Source organism: Longimicrobiaceae bacterium, from assembly GCA_035696245.1.
Classification (GTDB): Bacteria; Gemmatimonadota; Gemmatimonadetes; order Longimicrobiales; family Longimicrobiaceae; genus DASRQW01.
Genome location: DASRQW010000262.1, coordinates 1 through 3881 on the forward strand (window position 1 = coordinate 1; position 3881 = coordinate 3881).

Below are 3881 nucleotides of genomic sequence, written 5' to 3' on the forward strand. Positions count from 1 at the left end.
CGCTCCAGCGTGCGGATCACGGGGGTGCTCATCGTCGCTTCCTTCGGTTGAATCGTCGGCTGCTCGTCATCTCCCGACCAGGATGCCCCGGCCCAGCCCGCACCGCCGCGCATCTCCCGTACGCAACGTACGCCGCGGCGGGTGCGAGCGCACGGGGCGCGCCCTCCCGCGGCCCGTACGCATCGCCCGCGGCGGACGAGCTACTTCTGCACCACCAGCGCCGTGACCATGCCGAACATGCCGTGCTCGGACTCGGCGTGCGGCAGGATGTGGCAGTGGAAGGCCCAGGTGCCGGGGTTGTTGCAGCTCACGATCACGTCCCAGCGCTCGCCCGGCGCCACGTTCAGCGTGTCGCACCGGAACGGCTGTGGCAGCGGCCAGCCGTCCTTGTCGATCACCGTCATGTGCATGCCGTGCAGGTGCATGGGGTGGATCATCATTCCCTCGTTCATGAAGCGGATGCGCAGCTTCTGCCCCAGCTTCGCCACGATGGGCTCCGTCGCCGGGAAGCTCTTGCCGTTGAACGTGTAGCCGTGGAAGCCGTCGTTGATGATCAGCACGTGGTCCACGTCCACGTTCTCGATGGCGCGCTTCCGCTTGGGCTCGATGATGAAGGCGCCCAGCATGCCCTTCCCCACCTGCTCGGCCGCGTTGTGGTGCGAGTGGTACATGTGCGAGCCGGGGTTGGGCGCCGTGAACTCGTACGTGTACGTCTGCCCCGGCTTCACGGGCGGCTGGGTGATGAACGGCACGCCGTCCTGGTCGTTGGGCAGCTCCACGCCGTGGAAGTGCACCGCCGTGCTCTGGTCCAGCTCGTTCTTCAGGTTCAGCCGCACGCGGTCGCCCTCGCGCACGCGGATCTGCGGGCCCGGCACCTGGCCGTTGTACGCGAACGCCTCCACCATCCGGCCCGGCTCCACCTCCCACATGATCTTGCTGGCGGTGATGTCGTAGACCTTGACGCTACCCTACATGCGCGGCGGGAGCAGCACGTTCCCCTTGCCCGCCGTCTTGGCCGGGAACGACTTCATCCCCTTCTCGTGCATGGCGTCCATGGCGTCGGCCTTGGCGCGCGCGTCCTGCGGCGTGGCGGGGTGCGCCGCGTTGGTGCCGCCGCTCTGGTCACTGTCGTGGGCCATACCCGCCGCCGCGGCGTTGCCGGCCGTGGCGGTAGCCTCGTTGGTCGCGCCTTTCGCTCCGGCAGTGGCCGCGGAGCCGCCGGCGCCCTTCTCGCACGCCGCCAGCGCCGTCAGCCCGGCCGGCACCGCCAGCCCCAGCGCGGAGATTCGCAGGAAGTCGCGCCGGCTGCCGCGCTTCTCCAGGACCGCTGCGTTCGTATCGTGCTCGCTCATCGAAATCGGCTCCGCCGTTGCGGGTTTGGGGCCGGCCGCACGTCCCGCCGGCCGGGCGCGCCGGGTCGCTCCCCGCCGCTGACGTAAGATGCCACTCGTATCCCACGGATTCTGTCCGCCAACGACGGAGATCGAGTGGGGTGCGCTCGGGTAGCCGCACGGGGGATCCCCCCGACCTGCTCCCCCGTTCCGATGCGGAGAACTCCCCACATCACCGAATGTCCGCGCCCGGCACATCCGATTCGCCGCTGCCGGAGCCAGCGCATCTGCAATGATACGACATACGGGCAAAGAATGCTAGGACGGCATGCATTCCATCCATGTTGCTCAATAGATGCGCAGCCGATGTCGAATATTCCCAACGCTCTACGCGGATTCGACGATATGGCGACGGGAAGCAATGATGAGAACGGCACCATCATCGGGGTGGATGCGGTGCCGTACCGGCCGTGCAGAATCACTTGACGAACATCACGCATGTGGGGACGGCCATCGGATGCGGCCCTGAACCGCGTCGCGTATCTTCAGCGGAGCCGATGCGTTTCCCGATGCCCACGCATTCCTCTGCCGTCGTCGGGCTCTCGGGAGATACAGCGCGTTTCAACGCCACGTCAGCCGGTGTCCACGCGCATCCCCGATCCCCCGCTCCTCCGCACGATGCCTGCTCCCATAGGTCCGCCCCATACCCGATTGCGTTTCCGCATGCGTCTTCTATCCATGGCATTCCTGCTCGGCTGCTCGGCCGCGCGCTTGACTGCCCAGTCGGTGCAGGGCGTCGTGGTCGATCCGCGCTCGGGAGAGCCGGTGCCGGGTGCGTCGGTGGAGCTGCTGAGCCCCGCGGGGCTGACGGTGGATTCCGCGCGGACGACGGCGAAGGGGCAGTTCTGGATGCAGGGACCGGCACCGGGCCGGTACACGCTGCGCCTGGAGCGCGTGGGCTACGCGACCACCACGTCGCCGCCCATCGCCCTTCGCTCCGACAGCATCGCCGAGTACCGGTTCGCGGCGCGGACGCAGGCGGTCTCGCTCGCCGCCATAGAGGTGCAAGAGCAGTCGCGCTGCGTGGTCCGCCCCGGCTCCGGCCCGCAGACCGCCGCCCTGTGGGACGAGGCGCGCAAGGCCCTCCGCGGCACCGCCGCCACGTATGCGGACGACACCTACCGCTTCTCCGTCCAGACGGTCAGCCGCCGCCTGGACCCCGGCAGCCGCGCGGTGCTCAGCGAAGAATCACAGAGACGCGCAGGCATCACCGGCAGCCCCTTCGTGCCGGTGCCGCTGGACCGCCTGGATCGCTACGGCTACGTGGAGCGCAGCGTCCGCGGCCTCGTCTACCACGCGCCGGACGCGTCCACGCTCCTCTCGGACGCGTTCCTGGACCAGCACTGCTTCTGGGTGCAGGGCCCGCCGCCGGGCGAGCCGGACCTGGTGGGCCTCGCCTTCGAGCCCGTGCCCGGCCGCCGCGTCCCCGACGTACGCGGCACGCTGTGGCTGGACCGCGCCACCGCCGAGCTGCGCCGCGCGGACTACACCTACACGCGCGTGCCCAACGCCGCGCACCGCGACGCGGGCGGCACGCTCTCCTTCCGGCGCCTGGCGAACGGAACGTGGATCGTAAGCCGCTGGCGCATCCTCATGCCGTCGGAGGTGACGCAGCGGATGCGCACCGGCGGCACCTTCACGCGCTTGGGGCTCACCGAGCAGGGCGGCGACGTGCTCTCCGTGCGCACGGCGGGCGGGGGCGTGGACCAGCTCACCCGTCCCGCGGTCCTCGCCGGCACCGTCTTCGACAGCACCCGCGCTCGCCCACTGGCGAACGCGCGCGTCCGCCTGGCCGGCACCGATTTCTCCGCCGCCACAGACGCCGAGGGCCGCTTCATCCTTCCCGGCCTGCCCGAAGGCGCGTACGACGCCACCTTCAACAGCCCGCGCGCGGATTCCATGGGCATCGTCGCCCGCCGCGCACGCGTGCAGCTGCGTGCCGGCGACACCACGCGCGTGGCCCTCGCCATCCGCGCCGGCGACGCGCCTGCCATCCCCCTGCCCGCCCTCACCGCCCGCGCGCCCGAGGAACGGCTGCGCGCGGTGGGCTTCCTGGAGCGCCGCGCCGCGGGGCAGGGCTACTTCCTCACGGCGGACGAGATGAAGCGCTTCCGCACCGTGCTGCTCAGCCAGGTGCTCCGCGAGATCCCTGGCGTGACCGTGCGGCGCATCTCCATCCCCGAGCCGAGCGGGCGCCCCAGCGGCCTTCCGCCGGAGCTGCGGGTCGTGAGCACGCGTGCCGTCGCCCGGCAGGACGAGTTCGGCAGACCCCGTCCATGCATCCTCCCCGTCTATCTGGACGGCCGCCAGATCCTCTCCGCCGATCCGGTGCCGCAGCCTGACGTGGACCACACGTGGATCACCGAGCTGGCGGGCGTGGAAGTCTACCGCCAGCAGCGCGAGGTTCCCGCGCAGTACCGCAGCGCGCAGACGGGCTGCGGCCTGGTCCTCCTCTGGACCAAGCAGCCCTGACCATGCCGCCGGGAGGGT

Annotated in this window: 3 protein-coding genes; 1 reads left to right on the plus strand and 2 read right to left on the minus strand. The window is 70.5% G+C overall.

Going from position 1 to position 3881, the window contains the following annotated elements; translation table 11 throughout:
- Positions 1 to 200: 200 nt before the first annotated feature.
- A complete protein-coding gene (locus VFE05_12240; GenBank protein ID HET6230833.1) occupies positions 201 to 929 on the minus strand; it encodes a multicopper oxidase domain-containing protein in 729 nt (242 codons plus the stop codon).
- A gap of 39 nt (positions 930 to 968) precedes the next feature.
- A complete protein-coding gene (locus VFE05_12245) occupies positions 969 to 1352 on the minus strand; it encodes a hypothetical protein (GenBank protein ID HET6230834.1) in 384 nt (127 codons plus the stop codon).
- 717 nt (positions 1353 to 2069) lie between these two features.
- Between VFE05_12245 and VFE05_12250 the strand changes: the two genes are divergently transcribed.
- Entirely contained in the window at positions 2070 to 3863 is a 1794-nt protein-coding gene (locus VFE05_12250; protein ID HET6230835.1) for a carboxypeptidase-like regulatory domain-containing protein, read from the plus strand.
- Positions 3864 to 3881: the final 18 nt, after the last annotated feature.

Bases quoted from the DNA above. Each gene is read 5' to 3' on its own strand.
- VFE05_12240 (HET6230833.1), bottom strand. From the start codon at position 929: ATGTGGGAGGTGGAGCCGGGCCGGATGGTGGAGGCGTTCGCGTACAAC.
- VFE05_12250 (HET6230835.1), top strand. From the start codon at position 2,070: ATGGCATTCCTGCTCGGCTGCTCGGCCGCGCGCTTGACTGCCCAGTCG.
- VFE05_12245 (HET6230834.1), bottom strand. From the start codon at position 1,352: ATGAGCGAGCACGATACGAACGCAGCGGTCCTGGAGAAGCGCGGCAGC.